The organism is Polynucleobacter sp. 71A-WALBACH (assembly GCF_018882365.1).
Lineage (GTDB): Bacteria > Pseudomonadota > Gammaproteobacteria > Burkholderiales > Burkholderiaceae > Polynucleobacter.
This window is the reverse complement of record NZ_JACVOP010000001.1, coordinates 616,208-632,840: the sequence shown is the minus strand read 5'-3', so window position 1 is coordinate 632,840 and position 16,633 is coordinate 616,208. Positions and strand designations below refer to the sequence as shown.

The following is a 16,633-nucleotide window of genomic DNA, read 5'->3' as shown; positions in this document are numbered from 1 at the left end:
ATTCTTTGGCTTACCGTAATTTCAGGCTGGAGAGGCCAATGAGAACTAATAGAATGGTGATGATCCAGAAACGAACCACTACTTGTGTTTCGCGCCAGCCACCTAATTCGAAATGGTGATGCAGTGGTGCCATCCTAAAAATGCGACGGCCTTCACCAAAACGCTTCTTGGTAAATTTGAACCAGAAAACTTGCAGCATCACTGATAGTGTTTCTGCCACGAAGATCCCACCCATTACAAAGAGTACGATTTCTTGGCGAACAATAACGGCAATAGTACCGAGTGCACCGCCTAATGCGAGCGCACCAACATCACCCATAAATACTTGGGCAGGATGTGTGTTGTACCAAAGGAACGCCAAGCCTGCCCCACCCATGGCCCCGCAGAAAATCATGAGTTCGCCTGCGCCAGGAATATAAGGAAACAGTAAATATTTAGCGTAAATCGCATTACCCATCACATAAGCAAAAGCACCTAGTGCCGCTCCAACCAATATTACGGGCATGATCACTAGACCATCGAGTCCATCAGTGAGATTCACTGCATTACTACTGCCGACAATGACCAAGAAACTCAAGATAATGAATCCCATGACGCCCAATGGGTAACTGATTTCTTTCATGAAAGGAATCAGCAAGTTTGATTTAGCTGGCAGATCCAAAGCAAAGCCACTCTTAAGCCAATCAAAAAATAACTGTAAGACCTTAAGGTTATTGACCTCAGATACAGAAAAGGCTAGATAAATTGCCGCAAACAAACCAATTAATGTTTGCCAAAAGAATTTTTCTCTTGAGGCCATTCCTTTGGGATCTTTACGCGCCACCTTACGGTAGTCATCCACCCAGCCCACCATGCCAAATCCAAAAGTCACAATCATCACAATCCAAATAAAGCGATTGCTCAGATCGGCCCACAGCACGCAGGAGATAAAAATACCCAAAAGAATTAATACACCACCCATCGTAGGCGTGCCAGATTTCACTAAATGGGTTTGTGGGCCATCTGTGCGAACTGCCTGCCCCATCTTTAATGCAGTCAACTTCCGAATAACCCATGGGCCGGATGCCAAGCCAATCAGGAGCGCCGTCACTGTTGCCATCACCGCTCTAAAAGTGATGTAGTTAAAGACTCGGAAAAATCCAAAATCATCTTGCAACCATTGAGCCAATATTAAGAGCATGTTTTAGCCTCCTCTAATAAGGCTTGTACTACACGCTCCATACGCATAAAACGAGATCCCTTAACCAAAATATCTAAATGCGTTTGCTTACTTGAATCTTGATGTGCCAATGCCACATTGAGCTCTTCAAGTAACTGATCCAAGGTAGTGAAATGCGCAGCACCGCTAGCGGACTGAGTTTTCTGTGATTCATTAAAGCCTTGCACTGCGAATTTGCACTGCTCACCGAGAGCGAATAACCTACTAATGCCCTGCTCAGCAGCATAGGCGCCAACTTCCTCATGAAACGCTGGGCCTTGATCGCCTACTTCACCCATATCCCCCAATACCAACCAGGAAGCATTTCCAGATTGTTTGAGCGCATCAATAGCAGCCCTGACAGAATCTGGATTAGCGTTATAACTATCGTCAATCAAAGTACGACCTGCATTTAAAGGCTTTGACTGCATACGTCCATTTACTGGGACAAAAGATTCCAGACCCGCTTTAATTTGTTCCAAACTTAAACCAGCACCTATAGCAACTGCGCTCGCTGCTAATGCATTACGTACATTGTGATTTCCCAAGGTATTGAGCTGAACCTCAATCTTGCCGAGTTCCGTAGAAATCTCAATTCTTCCGCTAGCCAACAACTTGCCAGTTACAGCAGCCCTGGCTAAAGCAGCGTCAGTAGATAAAGCAAAGTCAATTACCTTGCGTCCAGCGGCAGCTTGATACCAAAGATCAGAAAATTCAGAATCCGCTGGGAATACTGCGACACCATCCGCAGGAAGAGAAGTCACGGCAGCTGCATGCTCTTTTGCAACGGCTTCTACAGTCGCCATAAATTCTTGATGCTCGCGCTGTGCATTGTTGATTAAAGCAATATTGGCCTGAGCAATGACGGCGAGCTCTGCGGTTTCACCAGGGTGATTCATTCCCAATTCAATGACGGCTAAACGATCGGTTGATCGCATGCGTAGTAAGGTTAAAGGCAGACCAATATCGTTATTTAAATTACCTTTGGTGACTAGCGTGCACTCTTCACTAGCAGCCGCCTTGAAGATTGAAGCAATCATCTCTTTTACGGTGGTCTTCCCGTTAGATCCGGTTACCAAAGCTACTGGAATAGAAAATTGCGCACGCCATGCTTTAGCCAATTCACCTAAAGCTTGCTTTGTATCCTGAACATACACTGCGGGCAAATTTTCTGGGCATGCCTCTTTATCGCTAATGAGCGCTGCACTAGCGCCTGCAGTGGCGACCTCACCCAAGAAATGATGTGCATCAAAACGCTCACCCGATAAGGCGATAAATAATTCACCAGATTGAATCTGACGACTATCGCTGCCCACACAAGAAATGGGAATTGCTCGAGCAGACTCTTTATCAGCGTGAATCAACTGACTGTCTGGCAGCATGGCATGCACTTGAGCAAGAGTAGTCATCGGCTTACTCATATGCCACCCCCAGCTGCCAAACGAATATGCTCATGATCGGAAAAATCAAATTTCTTGCCATTGATTTCTTGAGTGGACTCATGCCCTTTCCCAGCGACCAAAACAATATCCTTAATATCGGCATGTCGAACGGCGGCCATAATGGCGGCCGCTCTATCTGGCAGTGCTTGAACATTCGCCAAATTTCCTGACATACCAGATTGAATCATCGTAATAATGGACTTCGGATCTTCGGATCTTGGGTTATCGCTCGTAATCACAATATGATCGGCAAACTCTTGAGCTACATGACCCATTTGGGGGCGCTTGCCTAAATCTCGATCCCCACCACAACCAAATACACACCATAACTTTCCATCACGTTGATTTGCAATGGGGCGCAATGCGTTTAAAGCTTTGCTGAGAGCGTCTGGTGTGTGTGCGTAGTCCACAACAATTAGTGGACCCTCAGCTTTCGGCGTTTTATTCAAACGCATCAACTCCATGCGGCCAGGAACAGCACTCAACTTACTCATGCGCTTAGAAGCCTCGTCTGGACTCAAGCCTTGAGCCAATAGGACTGTCCAAACAGCAAGGCAATTACTGAGATTAAATTCTCCCAATACCGCAAGCTGAACAGCGCTGGAGCCTAAGGTATCACAGTTGAATTGAGATTCATAACCCGCAGTTGTAAATAGAGTATTTTCTGCATACACTCGTTTCAGACAATCGCCAAATTTTTCAAATCCAGCAAATGCATTCCCGCTTAATGCGTAGCCCCATACTTTTGGACCATCGCCAGCAAGAAGCTTCATAGCTAATTCGCGCCCGAATACATCATCAAAATTAATAATGGCATTTTCAAGTTGCGGCAACTGAAACAGTTTTGCTTTTGCCGCAGCGTACTCCCCCATCGTCCCGTGATAATCTAAGTGATCTTGGGTCAAATTAGTAAATACTGCACTGCGCACATCCAGCCCAGCGATACGATCTTGATCTAATGCGTGAGAGGAAATCTCTATGGCAAGCTGCTGCGCACCCGCATCAAGCAATTCTTTTAATTGAGTTTGTAAGCGCGGCGCATCTGGCGTGGTGTATCCAGTTTGAATCAGCGCACCCGGGAATCCAGCACCCAAAGTACCCAATACTGCTGCTCGATGGCTAGGTTCATCCAAAGCCTGCGCTAACCATTGGGTAATGCTGGTTTTGCCATTGGTACCTGTAACGCCAATGACATTTAATCTTCTGCTTGGGTAGCCATACCACTCTGCACAGAGCTCTCCAGCCATAGCTGATAAATTCTCAACAGCAAAACATTCTGGACGATCTAAGTATTCATTGGCAACGCCATCAGCAGGATCGAATACAACTGCTGCTGCACCATTTGCCAAAGCAGCCGTAATGTAATCGCGGCCATCCCTTAAGACATTGCCATGACCAACAGGATATGCAAAGAAGATATCGCCAGATTGAATTTGACGACTATCAGCAGTGACTTTTGCATCCGCTGATGTGAGATCACGTAAATGCGATATCAAGAGATGGGGTTCAATATTTACCATTGCCATCATCTTTTTAAAACCGCTGCATTTGTTTTGACTGCAGCACTCTGCATTTCTGCAGGATTTTTATCCTGCAGCGCCATCTGTTTGACATTGCTATCTGGCAACACATTTAAGGTACGCAGAGTCTCACTCACAATAGTAGAGAACACTGGTGCGGCAACGTCACCGCCATAGTGACTTCCGCCAGTCGGCTCATCAATCATGACGGCAACCACAATGCGTGGCGCACTAATTGGCGCTAGACCTGCAAAGTAAGCACGGTACTTATTGCCATAGCCCTTACCCACTAATTTATGCGCTGTACCTGTTTTGCCACCAACCCGATAACCTTCGGCTTGCGCTTTGATTGCGGTGCCACCAGGCTCGGTCACGGATTCCATCATGCCGCGCATCTCAATTGCCGTCTTAGCCGAAATGACATGCGTACCAGGCTTAAAGTCTGGACTGCGTTCAATTGTGAGAGGTACTAATTCGCCATCACGAGCAAAGATAGTGTAAGCACGAGCCACCTGAAAGAGCGAAGCTGAAATACCATATCCAAACGCAATCCGCGCCTGATCAGTTGGCATCCATTTTTTAAAAGGATGCACGGTACCCGCTACAGCACCAGGGAAGCCAATCTTGGGCGCCTGACCCAGACCAACAGAGGTGTAGAAATTCCACATCTCTTCTGTAGATAGATTGTTCATCGCAATTTTGGCTGTACCAATATTGCTAGACTTTTGAATAATTTGAGCGACAGTCAAGTTGCCGTAAGGATGGGTATCCGTAATTGGTTTTGGACCAACTAAATATTTGGCGCCAATTACCATATTGGTATTGGGAGTAATAGCGCCTTTTTCTAGAGCAATTGACACAGTCAATGGCTTTATGGTCGAACCAGGTTCAAAGGTGTCAGTTAAAACGCGATTACGCAACTGCTCACCAGTTAACTTCTTGCGATCGTTAGGGTTATAGCTTGGGTAATTTGCTAAAGCCAAGATCTCACCAGTCTGGGTATCTAGCACGACTGCACCACCTGCACTTGCATGATGCTGCTCGACTGCATTTTTAACAGCGTTATAAGCCAGAAACTGAATCTTGCTATCAATAGAAAGTTGCAAATCTTTACCATTTTGCGGCAACTGCAAAATCGCAACATCCTCAACAACACGGCCTAGGCGATCTACTACCACTCGACGCGCGCCCGGATGTCCAGCCAACTCTTTTTCTCTAGAGAGCTCCATACCCTCTTGACCACGATCTTCCACGTTGGTAAAGCCAACGACGTGTGCCATCGCCTCACCTTCTGGGTAAAAGCGACGGTATTCATTATTGAGGCCGATACCAGGAATTTCTAATTGCCTAATTTGTTGTGCCACTTCTGGGTCAACTTGGCGCTTCAAGAAAATCTGCTTGCGCTCTTCCTTTAGTTTTTTCCGCAACTCAGATTCGCTGATCTGCAAAAGGCTGGCTAACTTCTGCACCTTATCTGCAGACAAATCATCGGGCACAGTATCGTTATAGGCAATTACTGACTTAGCTTCTAAGCTCGTAGCAATCACTTGGCCGTTGCGATCCAATATTTTTCCGCGGGAAGCCGGCAGCTCCAACTCGCGTTGTGTACCGCGTACACCCTTCGCTTCATAGAAGGCGTTTCCTGGACCCTGAATCCAGAAGGCGCGGATCAGCAGCAACATGAATACAAAGAACAACATAAACAGCATTAGGCGTGACCGCCACATTGGCAGACGCAACACTAAATTAGGCGTAGTTGAAAAACCTACTGGCCTCATCTAGCCTCCTTCAAGTACAAAGTACGCTCTGGAGATATGGGAACCATGTGTAACTGATTGCGAGCAACATCGCGAATCCGCGCAGACTTAGATAAGTTGCGCTGCTCATACTCCAGGCGCAACCAGTCTTGGTTTAATTTGCGCTCTTCAATTTGTGCGCGCTCTAAGGAGATGAATAATTTACGCGCACGCTGCTGTGCCGCCACCAAAGATAGTGCGCAGACTAATAGCAATACCAGCAAGGTGAGCGTTGCGCGGTTCAAGCGAATACTCCTGCGCGTTTTTCAGCAACGCGCATGATGGCCGAACGAGCGCGGGGGTTTTCCCTAACTTCTTCAGCGCTTGGCTTTACGCGGCCAATAATCTCTAGGGCACTTTGGGGTAGATCTCTATCGCGAACGGGCAAACCGCGCGGTATCTCAACCTTGGCATGTGACTGCAAGAACTGCTTCACAATACGATCTTCTAGAGAATGGAAACTAATTACCGCCAAACGCGCGCCTGGCTTCAATAATTTGAGTGCAGCTTTTAATCCGAGCTCTAGATCCTCTAATTCCCGATTAATAAAAATACGTAGCGCTTGAAAAGTTCTGGTGGCAGGATCTTGCCCCACTTCTCTTGTACGAACAACACTAGCTACCAAGCTTGCTAGTTGCAAGGTTGTTTTTGGCGACAAGCCCTCTTCTCGCTTTGCCACAATAGCCTTAGCGATCTGAAACGCAAAACGCTCTTCACCATAAGTCTTAATCACGCGTGTGATGTCCTCTGGTGATGCTCGCTCCAACCATTCTGCTGCCGTCAAACCGTGATCCGTGTTCATGCGCATATCGAGCGGACCATCCTTCCGAAAGGAAAAGCCGCGATGCGCCTCGTCTACTTGTGGAGAGCTGATTCCCAGATCCAACAAAATCCCATCGACGGATTCTGGCTCCGCGTACTGATCCATCTGCGCAAAACTGTCGTGCACGATTCGCAAACGCGAGTCGTTGATTTTTTCTGCCACCGCGATCGCATCCAAATCCTTGTCGAATGAAATCATTCGAGCACTCGCAGGTAGTTGTGAAAGTAGCGCCTGGGTATGGCCGCCCCGCCCAAAGGTTCCATCGATCAAGAGTAGATTCGAAGCTTCGGGAGAGTTGATGCGTGGGCCACTGATCAGCGCCGTCACCGCCTCGGCCAGTAATACTGGGCGATGAGTTATGTTCATGGCACCCTGTCATCAAAAATTAAATTGCTTCAGGGCTTCAGGCATACCTTGTGCAATGGCAGCCTGTTCTTTTGTAGCGTAAGTAGCGGCGTCCCACAGCTCTAGATGACTACCCATTCCGAGCAGCATCACTTCTTTTTCAATGCCAGCAGCTGATCGCAACTCTGGGCTCACCAAAATTCTTCCTGCGCTATCCAAATCCACTTCCGCAGCGTTACCAAGGAAGATTCGACGCCACCAATGGGCATCCATCGGCAATTGCGCGACGCGGGAGCGAAAGGTTTCCCATTCAGGTCGAGGGAACAGCAGTAGGCATCCATCAGGGTGTTTTGTGAGCGTAATTCGGCCCTCACCCTGAACTAACAAGGCGTCACGATGCTTTGCCGGCACAGACATGCGGCCTTTTGCATCTAAATTGAGAGCTGACGCACCTTGAAACACTATTTACCCCACTTTTTCACACTTCCTCCCACTTTAGAGGATCGCAATAAGAGGGTCAAGTGTTTTTGGGTAATTTTTTAGGAAATTTCCTAGTGATTACAAACACTTAGCGTCATGTGTTGATAAAATGGTGCTTATAAAAATGCTACTTGAAACAACAGCTTGGAAAATATACTTAAGAATAGGTCTTAGCTATTTAGCTTAATAATAAGCAAATATACTGTGTTAATAAACAGTATTCTAATTAGAAATACCCAAAATAATTAATCTAGAACTAGATTTTGTAAGCAGTACTCGTCATGACCTTTGACATTACCTGCATTAACTTCTGAATCGGCTCTGGCAAGACCGCACCGCCCGCAGAAATGGCGGCCTGTCCATGCTCAATTTCATCGATACGCATTTGATCAACAATGGCACGAGAGCGCTCATCTTCTGAAGGCAATTTTTCGAGATGACTCTCGAGGTGATTCTCTACTTGCTTTTCTGTTTCAGCAACAAATCCCAGGCTCCACTTATCACCCGCTAAGCCAGCAGCCAAGCCGATCGCAAAGGATCCGGCGTACCAAATTGGGTTGAGATAACTGGCGTGCGAACCCAATTCTTGGAGGCGCGTTTCGCACCAGGCTAAATGATCCATTTCCTCTTGGCCGGAGTGATCAAACATCTGTCGAATTTCAGGATTACGAGCTACTAATTTTTGAGATTGGTAGAGGGCTTGAGCACAGACTTCTCCCACATGATTGACACGCATTAAACCAGCGGCATGCTCCCGCTCTTTGGCATCCAACAGACCAGTAGATTGCTTATCCGAACCAGGGGTTGGACGATGGGCATGGGCACCCCCAACTACCGAACGTAAAGCCGTATCAAACTCAATAATGAAGCGATCGATTAGCGCCATGGGCTTGCAGAAACTAGACCAAAACCTCTGCTTTGCAGCTTTGCTTAGTCTTTAAACCCAGCTCGGCCAAGAGCTCACGGTCTTGTTCTGCCTCGGGATTACCGGTAGTGAGCAGTTGCTCACCATAGAAAATAGAATTGGCGCCAGCCTGGAAACACATGGCCTGAACTGCCCTACCAAGCTCTTGGCGACCCGCCGATAAACGCACTCGCGCACGGGGCATGGTGATGCGGGCCACAGCAATGGTTCTCACAAATTCCAGCGGATCCAAGGGCTTTTGATTTTCCAATGGGGTTCCCGCTACTGGCACCAAATGGTTGATCGGCACTGATTCAGGATACGGGCTTAAATTGGCCAAACGGGCTAAGAAAGCAGCACGTTGCTCACGGGATTCACCCATACCCACGATGCCGCCACAGCACACTGACATGCCTACGGCACGCACATTCGAAATGGTGTCCAAACGATCTTGATAGCCCCGAGTGGAGATTACTGAGCGATAGAAGTCCTCACTGGTGTCTAGATTATGGTTATAGAAATCTAAGCCCGCCTCTTGAAGGGCTTGAGCCTGATTAGCCTCCAACATCCCCAGAGTGGCGCAGGTTTCAAGGCCCAAGGCCTTAACGCCCTTAATCATGGCAGCTACTTTTTCAATATCGCGGTCTTTAGGCTCCCGCCAAGCAGCGCCCATACAGAAACGGTTCGAGCCAGCCGCTTTAGCAGCCTTAGCAGCCTCAAGCACCTCATCCAGATCCAGGAGCTTATTGGCCTTTACATCCGTGTCATAACGAGCCGCCTGAGGGCAATAACTGCAGTCCTCAGGGCAACCACCGGTCTTGATTGACAAGAGCGTCGCCAGCTCCACATCACCATCAGGGAAGTTAGCGTGATGGGTCTCTTGCGCCTTAAACATCAACTCACTGAATGGGAGGGCAAATAAGGCCTCAATCTGGGCGACCGACCAAGCACCCGATGCGTCGACCTCTTTATGCAAATCCTTTTGAGACTTGACTTGGGTGAGGGGTTTTTCAGTAGTTTGGGTAGCCTGCATGGTCGAATTCCAGAAAATAGATCAATTCAAGGCATAAACATAACAGATACAGGCCTTGATTAGGAAAAACTAGTGGTCAAATACCAAACATGAAGCTTATTTCTGATCCAAATCAAACCTCCCTGATTGATCGCAGCCTAGAGGCCGTTTGGCATCCCTGCACTCAGATGAAGCATCACGAGTCATTGCCATTAATTGCCATTACTAAGGGCAAGGGTGCTTGGCTCTTTGATGACAAGGGAAATGCTCTGCTCGATTGCATTAGCTCTTGGTGGACCAATCTTTTTGGCCACTCCAATCCACGCATCAACCAAGCCATTACTGGGCAACTTGAAAAAATTGAGCATGTCATGCTCGCGGGATTTACCCACCCTCCTGTAGTTGAGCTATCGGAGAGACTATCTGCTTTAACTCAAGGACATTTGGGCCACGTGTTTTTTGCATCTGATGGCGCGTCTGCAGTAGAGATCGCATTAAAGATGAGTCATCACTTCTGGCGACTCAATGATCAGCCACAAAAGAAAAAATTTGTCTGCCTAGAAAATGGTTACCACGGCGAAACTTTAGGTGCATTGGCAGTAACCGATGTTGCGATCTTTCGGGAAGCTTACGGCTCGCTATTGCAAGATGTTTTTACCGTACCCTCACCAGATTCAAGAAAAGCACAGCCTGGTGAAGGTGCTGATGATGTTGCCAAACATGCCGCCAAAAAATTAGAGGGACTGTTTGAGGCGGAGCATCAAAATATTGCGGCAATGATTGTTGAGCCACTGGTTCAATGTGCTGGGCAAATGGCAATGTACTCTCCAGAATATTTACGTCTAGTAAGAGTGCTCTGTGATCGCTTTAACATTCATCTCATCGCCGATGAAATAGCGGTAGGTTGCGGGCGATCAGGAAAGTTTTTTGCTTGCGAGCATGCGGGAATTTGGCCAGACTTCTTAACGCTGTCTAAAGGCATCAGTGGTGGCTACCTTCCTCTTTCGCTCTCTATGACGACTGACAAAATATATCGAGCCTTTTATGGCGATCAAATGCAACGAGGATTCTTGCACTCGCATTCCTATACCGGCAATCCACTGGCCTGCGCTGCAGCCCTTGCTTGTTTAGATATCTTTGAAACTGAATCTGTTCTTGAAAAGAATATTGAACGTAGCAAAGATCTCGCTGATGCGTTTGCTTGGGCAAAGACAGATCCTCGTATTGAACATTGGCGTCAACAGGGCATGATCTTGGCATTTGATATCAAACCGGAAGTACTTCAGCGTAGCAATACTTTTTCGCGCGAGATGTTTTCAACAAGCCTGGCTGAGGGCATCCTCATCAGACCAATTGGCAATACGATTTATGTCATGCCGCCATACATTCTCTCCGCTGATGAAGCAATGCAAATGGGTGCTTCTGTAAAACGGGCTCTAGATCAGGTGCTGGCATGAGTACACGCTTTAAAGCTCGCGTTATGGCAGAGCATCAGATTGCCGACCTAGATGAGCAATTACTGAGACGCAAACTGCGTACTACTGAGACACCCTGTGATACCAGGGCCCGCGTTGATCAGCGAGAACTCAAAGCCTTTTGTAGCAATGACTACTTAGGCCTAGCAAATCATCCTGAATTAATTACTGCGCTGGCGGAAGGCGCAATACGATATGGGGTGGGTAGTGGTGCATCACACCTGATTAGCGGTCATAGCATTGCGCATGACTTGCTTGAAAAAAAATTAGCCGCTTGTGAGCGTAAATATATTCCCAATGCAAGAGCGCTTTTCTTTAGCACTGGCTATCTCGCAAATATTAATGCGATTACTGGACTTGCAAGACTTGCAGAGCAGGGTCAAGTCAGTATTTATTCAGCCAAACTGAATCACGCATCATTGATTGATGGTGTGCGCCTAGCGAGTGCGCAAACTAAAGCTAAGGTGACCTTATTCGATCACCAAAATCTCCCTTTACTAGAGCAAGCATTAAAGCAAGACACTCTCCCACTTAAGTTGATTGTGGTCGACGGTGTCTTTAGCATGGATGGGGATATCGCGCCCGTAGAGAAACTACTTCATATTGCAGAACAATATGATGCGCTCTTAATGGTGGATGATGCCCATGGATTTGGTGTGCTCGGCGAACAGGGTCATGGCATTCTGGAGCAATCAGGCGTGCAGTCAGAAAGAATTATTTATATCGGTACGCTAGGTAAAGCAGCTGGGGTCAGCGGTGCATTTATTTGCGCAAGTGCGTCTTTTATTGAATGGCTCATTCAAAAGGGTCGTCCCTATATTTACAGCACAGCAACACCACCAGCGATTGCGCATACCCTGCTTAAAAGTTTAGAACTTATCGAGGGCAATGAAGGCGTTGCACGTCGCAAAAAATTAAATCAGCTGATCCAAATTTGGCGCGATGAAATGTCCTTCACAAACTGGGAAAAAATTGCCTCATCCACACCAATTCAGCCAGTAATTTTAGGAAGTAATGCTAACGCACTGGCAGTAGCCAAGCTCTTAGATGAAGCTGGTTATTGGATTCCGGCAATCCGTCCACCTACCGTTTCCGTTGGTAGCTCTCGTCTACGCATTACCTTTTCCGCCAACCATAGCGTTGATGACTTACGTGAGCTAATCCAGACGTTGAAAATGATTGAGAAAACAGTAGAGAATCATTCATGACACCAATCACATCTACTGGTTTTTTTATCACTGGCACGGATACTGAAGTTGGCAAAACCTTACTTAGCGGGGCGCTCATTCTTAAATTGAGGGAAGCTGGTATTCCCACAATCGGCTTTAAACCCGTGGTAGCTGGTACCTATGTTGATGCCAGCGGGCAAAAACTCAACGAAGATCTAGAGACATTGCGTATTGCCTCAGGACTGAACCTACATGAACGAAGTCTTTGCCCTTTTGTTTTAGATGAAGCAGCTGCTCCGCATCTGGTTGCTCAAAAAAGTGATGTTCGCATAGATGCCACCCTCATCCTAGATGAATTCAATGCATTGACCGCAGAATTTGATGCTGTAGTAGTAGAGGGCGCAGGCGGGTTTTTAGTTCCCCTCAACGAACAGGAAGATTTGGGTGATGTTGCGCAGGCAATGGATTTACCAGTCATTCTCGTTGTGGGTATGCGTTTGGGGTGTATTAACCATGCCCTTCTCACTTGCGAAGCAATTGCGTCGCGTCAATTAACTATTGCCGGCTGGGTAGCTAATACGCTTTCAGAGGAAATGTCCCTCCTAGAGGAAAATATTCAAACTTTGAAGGACCGCATTTTTGCGCCTTTTTTAGGCGTCATTCCCACTCTACCCGCGCAGCTTCAGAAACCGCAGAATGCCCCCTACTCACTAGAGGCCTTACGATTTGCTGCAGAGCATATAAAACTGCCCCATTAAATTCAGATAAGATGAAGCTATGCGATTACTTCCAGAAATCATCGACTCCGCATCAGCCATTCAAGAGATTCGCCGCAATATTCACGCGCATCCAGAATTGCGCTTTGAAGAAAACCGCACGTCCGATCTCGTAGCGGAAGCACTTTCGAGTTGGGGCATCACAGTCTATCGCGGCCTCGGAAAAACGGGGGTTGTTGGTAGACTTGACGGAGACCTAGGTCCTGGAAAAATGGTCGGCTTACGCGCAGATATGGATGCGCTGCCACTACAAGAGCACAATAACTTTGAACACACTTCAAAGAATCCCGGCAAGATGCATGCCTGTGGACATGATGGCCATACTGCCATGCTCTTAGGTGCCGCTCAATACCTCTCTAATCATCGCGATTTCAAAGGCTCAGTCATTTTTATTTTTCAGCCAGCAGAAGAAGGTGGTGCTGGCGCAAAAGAAATGATTAATGATGGCCTATTCAAACAATTTCCTTGTGATGCCGTCTTTGGCCTGCACAATTGGCCAGGACTTGCTGAAGGTCATTTTGGTGTGACTTCTGGTCCGATGATGGCTTCAAGCAATACTTTTGAAATCACCGTCCGAGGTAAGGGAGGCCATGCCGCCTTGCCACACAACAGCGCTGATCCCGTTCTTGCGGGCGCTCAAGTTGTGCAAGCCCTACAAAGCATCATTACGCGCAATAAACGTCCAGTGGATGCAGCGGTCTTATCGGTAACGCAGTTCCATGCAGGTGAAACGAGCAACGTCATTCCGGATAGCGCCTTTATCGGCGGAACTGTGCGCACTTTCACTATCGAAGTTTTGGATTTGATTGAGCAACGCTTGAGAGAAATCTCGCACAATGTATCTAGCGCATTTGACTGTCAAGCAGAGGTTAGTTTTAATCGCAACTACCCCCCACTCATTAATCATGACAAAGAAGTGGAATTTGCCAGCGAAGTAATGAGTGAATTAGTTGGGGCACAAAACGTCAATACTTCTATCGACCCCACTATGGGCGCCGAAGACTTTGCATTTATGTTGCTTGAGAAGCCCGGTTGTTATGTCTTCTTAGGTAATGGTGATGGCGATCACCGCGCGGTAGGTCATGGCATGGGTCCATGCCATCTTCACAATCCTTCTTATGACTTTAATGACGCATTGATTCCTGTTGGCGTGAGTTACTGGGTCAAGCTAGCTCAACGCTACTTAGAAAAATAAACCAGTCCCGCGTACTAAATTGTTCTAGGAGTTGGTAAATTTAGCTGGGCGCTTTTCCATAAAAGCTTCCATACCCTCTTTTTGATCATTGGTCGCAAAGCAAGAGTGGAACAAACGACGCTCAAAGTGAATGCCTTCTGAGAGTGTTGTTTCATACGCGGTATTAATTGCCTCCTTCACCATCATTGCAGTCAACAATGGCATATCAGCGATTGTCTTAGCGATTGCCTTAACTTCTTTCAATAAATCCGCTTGAGGGAAAATACGAGCTACAAGGCCTGAACGTTCGGCTTCAGCGGCATCCATCATGCGACCAGTTAAAGCCAAGTCCATTGCTTTTGCTTTTGAGACTGCGCGTGGTAAACGCTGAGTGCCGCCAGCGCCCGGAATGATTCCCAATTTCACTTCTGGCTGTGCAAACTTAGCGCTATCGGCCGCCATAATGGTGTCGCACATCATCGCCAGCTCACAACCGCCGCCAAGGGCGTAACCAGATACCGCTGCAATGACTGGCTTACGCACTTTTTTCATCTCCTCCCAATTGCGAGAGATAAAGTCACCGCGATATACATCGGCAAATCCATACTTCGCCATCGTCGCAATATCTGCGCCAGCAGCAAATGCTTTTTCACTACCAGTGACGATGATGCATCCAATATTGTCGTCAGCATCAAAACCTAAGAGCGCGGCGCCTAACTCATCCATGAGCTCATCATTCAGAGCATTCAATACCTGAGGGCGATTCAGAGTAATTACGGCAACCTTGCCATCTACTTCGGTCAATATGGTGTTGTAAGTCATCAATCTCTTTCAAAAAATAGGTTCAGCGCGGTAACAATAGCCACATCTTGCCATCTTGCTTCATGCGTCCCGCTAATTCACCCGCGGGATCACCTGATCCCCAATAGTAATCCGCCCGCACCCCGCCCACAATGGCTTTACCCGTATCTTGAGCCATCACCAATTTTTGCAAGCCTTGGCTACTTAAAGGTTTAGTTGTATTTAAAAATACCGGCGCCCCTAAAGGCATGGCCTTCAGATCAATAGCAATGCTGCGTTCAGCCGTTAATGGCACACCCAAAGCACCATTGGGGCCTAGATCAGCGCTGACATTACCTGGCAGCTCTTTGAAGAATACAAAGCGAGGATTGGCATTTAACATCTCCTCTACGCGACTCGGGTTACGCTTGGCCCATGCGGAAATGCCCTGCATCGTGGCCTCACTTCGGGTAATTTCCTTGCGATCTAGTAACCACTGCGCAAAAGACTTAAATGGCTGATCGTTGGTGCCGGCAAAACCAAGTCGCAATACGCGCCCATCTTCCAAACGAATTTTTCCAGAGCCTTGGATTTGCATAAAAGCGGCGGCCACAGGATCTTGCACCCAGGCGATTTCTGAACCTTTCAGCACTCCAGAACTCATTAAGTCTGCACGAGTAGGAGCGGGGTTTGGTTTAGAGCCTCTCCAAGCGCTGGGAAGGCCGTACAAGGGAACCGTATAAGTAGCTGTGCGGGTCTGAGAGCCATTCATGACTGGCTCGTAATAGCCTGTGATCAGCCCAGATTCATTGCCAGTAGCACTGTTGCGAACTTCATATACCTGAAAGTTCCCCTCAAAATATTGGCGAATCAATTGCTGGTCTCGACCTGAAATTGCCGATGCTTGGGAGCACACCTGGCGCCAGTTAATCTCGCTATTGCGTTTACGCAAGGCGTCACAACTCTTGAGCCAAGCTGGCCAAGCCTGCGTTAAATCATCCTCCTGCCAGCCAGGTAAGTCTTGCCATGAGACCGATCGAAAGCTGGCGATCGAAGAGCTGTAAGCAGATGGAGCGCTACCACCAGAGCGGTAGCCAGATCCTCGGGTAGAGGGGGTGGAGCAAGCTGCCAATAAGCTAGCAATACTGATAACGAATACACTGCAGAGAAGAAATCGCGCAGTATTCTCGCGACTCATTAATTTGGATATAGAAATCATGATTGCCAATTTACTCGATGAATACCCAATGATCTTGTTTGCGGTAGAGGGAGGCCTAGCTTTAGCCCTCCTGCTCTTTATTGTCCTTTGGACTGGTAAGGGCAAAAAATAGAGTTTGCTTGAAAGCTCAATGCAGAGTTCTAGGCATTACCAAGGCAAATTCTGGAATTGGGGCCTGGAAAAACTGAGCCTCCTCAGTAACGCAGAAATACTCACCGCGCATCGTGCCGGCCGGAGTGGGTAAAGTAGCCCAACTGGTGTACTCAAACTGTTCTCCAGACCTTAATAGGGGTTGCTGACCCACCACCCCTAGGCCACGGACCTCCTGGACATCATTGTCCCCATCGGTAATGAACCAATGGCGGGCAATGAGCTGAATGCTGGCCATACCGGTATTTCGGATAGTGACGGTATAGGCAAACGCAAACTGGCGGTTATCGGGGTCCGACTGGTCGGGCAAATACTGGGTTTTGACCGTAATGCTGATTTCATGAGGATTCATGCTCGAATTCTGCTCCAT

General features: G+C 47.6%; 16 protein-coding genes. 4 read left to right on the top strand and 12 right to left on the bottom strand.

Going from position 1 to position 16,633, the window contains the following annotated elements; translation table 11 throughout:
* Positions 1–10 precede the first annotated feature (10 nt).
* From mraY to bioB, 9 genes are all read right to left on the bottom strand, one after another.
* Positions 11–1,180, bottom strand: coding sequence for a phospho-N-acetylmuramoyl-pentapeptide-transferase (mraY, locus tag ICN42_RS03320; protein WP_216250806.1), 1,170 nt, complete (start codon positions 1,178–1,180; stop codon positions 11–13).
* Positions 1,171–2,619, bottom strand: coding sequence for a UDP-N-acetylmuramoyl-tripeptide--D-alanyl-D-alanine ligase (gene murF, locus ICN42_RS03315; RefSeq protein WP_255539219.1), 1,449 nt, complete (start codon positions 2,617–2,619; stop codon positions 1,171–1,173). The genes mraY and murF overlap by 10 nt, the downstream gene beginning before the upstream one ends.
* The gene (locus ICN42_RS03310) at positions 2,616–4,169 is read right to left on the bottom strand and encodes a UDP-N-acetylmuramoyl-L-alanyl-D-glutamate--2,6-diaminopimelate ligase (protein ID WP_216250803.1); all 1,554 of its coding nucleotides are present in this window, start codon (positions 4,167–4,169) and stop codon (positions 2,616–2,618) included. The genes murF and ICN42_RS03310 overlap by 4 nt, the downstream gene beginning before the upstream one ends.
* Positions 4,166–5,938, bottom strand: coding sequence for a penicillin-binding protein 2 (locus ICN42_RS03305; protein WP_216250800.1), 1,773 nt, complete (start codon positions 5,936–5,938; stop codon positions 4,166–4,168). The genes ICN42_RS03310 and ICN42_RS03305 overlap by 4 nt, the downstream gene beginning before the upstream one ends.
* A complete protein-coding gene (gene ftsL, locus ICN42_RS03300; protein ID WP_088527827.1) occupies positions 5,935–6,201 on the bottom strand; it encodes a cell division protein FtsL in 267 nt (88 codons plus the stop codon). The genes ICN42_RS03305 and ftsL overlap by 4 nt, the downstream gene beginning before the upstream one ends.
* Positions 6,198–7,145 carry a 16S rRNA (cytosine(1402)-N(4))-methyltransferase RsmH gene (rsmH, locus tag ICN42_RS03295; RefSeq protein ID WP_216250797.1) on the bottom strand — a complete coding sequence of 316 codons (948 nt, stop codon included), beginning with the start codon at positions 7,143–7,145 and terminating at the stop codon, positions 6,198–6,200. The genes ftsL and rsmH overlap by 4 nt, the downstream gene beginning before the upstream one ends.
* A gap of 12 nt (positions 7,146–7,157) precedes the next feature.
* Positions 7,158–7,586 carry a division/cell wall cluster transcriptional repressor MraZ gene (gene mraZ, locus ICN42_RS03290; RefSeq protein ID WP_215387830.1) on the bottom strand — a complete coding sequence of 143 codons (429 nt, stop codon included), beginning with the start codon at positions 7,584–7,586 and terminating at the stop codon, positions 7,158–7,160.
* Between the two features lie 274 nt (positions 7,587–7,860).
* Positions 7,861–8,490, bottom strand: coding sequence for a 2-polyprenyl-3-methyl-6-methoxy-1,4-benzoquinone monooxygenase (gene coq7, locus ICN42_RS03285; RefSeq protein WP_216250793.1), 630 nt, complete (start codon positions 8,488–8,490; stop codon positions 7,861–7,863).
* Positions 8,491–8,503: 13 nt separating this feature from the next.
* A complete protein-coding gene (gene bioB, locus ICN42_RS03280; RefSeq protein ID WP_216250790.1) occupies positions 8,504–9,541 on the bottom strand; it encodes a biotin synthase BioB in 1,038 nt (345 codons plus the stop codon).
* 89 nt (positions 9,542–9,630) lie between these two features.
* Here bioB and bioA point away from each other — a divergent pair, with 89 nt between their 5' ends.
* Genes bioA through ICN42_RS03260 form a run of 4 tightly spaced genes read left to right on the top strand, consistent with a single transcriptional unit; the run spans position 9,631 to position 14,135 of the window.
* Positions 9,631–10,977 (top strand): adenosylmethionine--8-amino-7-oxononanoate transaminase, encoded by a 1,347-nt coding sequence (bioA, locus tag ICN42_RS03275; RefSeq protein ID WP_216250787.1) that lies wholly within the window; start codon positions 9,631–9,633, stop codon positions 10,975–10,977.
* Positions 10,974–12,203: an 8-amino-7-oxononanoate synthase gene (locus tag ICN42_RS03270; protein ID WP_216250784.1), complete on the top strand. Its 1,230-nt coding sequence runs from the start codon at positions 10,974–10,976 to the stop codon at positions 12,201–12,203. The genes bioA and ICN42_RS03270 overlap by 4 nt, the downstream gene beginning before the upstream one ends.
* Positions 12,200–12,922, top strand: coding sequence for a dethiobiotin synthase (gene bioD / locus ICN42_RS03265; RefSeq protein WP_216250782.1), 723 nt, complete (start codon positions 12,200–12,202; stop codon positions 12,920–12,922). The genes ICN42_RS03270 and bioD overlap by 4 nt, the downstream gene beginning before the upstream one ends.
* Before the next feature lie 19 nt (positions 12,923–12,941).
* Positions 12,942–14,135, top strand: a complete 1,194-nt coding sequence (locus ICN42_RS03260; RefSeq protein WP_216250779.1) for a M20 aminoacylase family protein — start codon at positions 12,942–12,944, stop codon at positions 14,133–14,135.
* A gap of 24 nt (positions 14,136–14,159) precedes the next feature.
* Here ICN42_RS03260 and ICN42_RS03255 read toward each other — a convergent pair whose 3' ends face one another.
* From ICN42_RS03255 to apaG, 3 genes are all read right to left on the bottom strand, one after another.
* Positions 14,160–14,936 (bottom strand): enoyl-CoA hydratase, encoded by a 777-nt coding sequence (locus tag ICN42_RS03255; RefSeq protein ID WP_216250776.1) that lies wholly within the window; start codon positions 14,934–14,936, stop codon positions 14,160–14,162.
* A 22-nt stretch (positions 14,937–14,958) separates the two neighbouring features.
* On the bottom strand, positions 14,959–16,092 hold the full coding sequence (locus ICN42_RS03250; RefSeq protein WP_255539218.1) for a murein transglycosylase A: 1,134 nt from the start codon (positions 16,090–16,092) through the stop codon (positions 14,959–14,961).
* A gap of 148 nt (positions 16,093–16,240) precedes the next feature.
* Complete coding sequence (gene apaG / locus ICN42_RS03245) at positions 16,241–16,615, bottom strand: Co2+/Mg2+ efflux protein ApaG (protein WP_216250771.1); 375 nt, start codon at positions 16,613–16,615, stop codon at positions 16,241–16,243.
* Positions 16,616–16,633 lie beyond the last annotated feature (18 nt).